General features: G+C 53.5%; 1 protein-coding gene. It reads right to left on the reverse strand.

Features of this window, described 5'->3' with window-relative positions:
• A partial coding sequence (locus C84B14_RS17980) for a tetratricopeptide repeat protein (RefSeq protein ID WP_353226133.1) occupies positions 1-469 on the reverse strand: 469 nt, incomplete at both ends.

Genomic DNA, 469 nt, shown 5'->3' on the forward strand with positions numbered 1-469 from the left:
TATTGGTTTTGTGGCTCCTACACTACGGCGACTCGCCACTTGGCGATCATGAGCTTCATTCCGATTAAGCGTCTCGCTCCGGTCTGCAATCAGAGTTTCGGCTCGTTCGATTTGCTCGTCGGACATTAAGCTCAGGATGAGCGCCTGCTCTTTTAAAGCCGCTTCTAGCCCTTTGTTTGCTGCTAATGAAACCCACACGTAGGCCTCGACAAGATTGACTTCATCGCCCTGCGCGCGCTGGTACAGCTTACCAAGGTTGTACTGAGCGACCGCAGAATTCTGTCTTGCTGCGCGCTTAAACCATCGCCGAGCCTGCGTCAGGCTTTTATCAACGCCCCTGCCCTGGGCGTACTTCACCGCCAAGTTAATCTGGGCGTCGACGTGACCCTGCGTCGCGGCTTTCAAGTACCACCGAGTGGACTCAACGTCATTTTGGTTTACCCCAATTCCTTTTTCATAACACCATCCG

Origin of the sequence: Salinisphaera sp. C84B14 (assembly GCF_040361435.1) — a bacterium.
In the GTDB taxonomy this organism is placed as follows: domain Bacteria; phylum Pseudomonadota; class Gammaproteobacteria; order Nevskiales; family Salinisphaeraceae; genus Salinisphaera.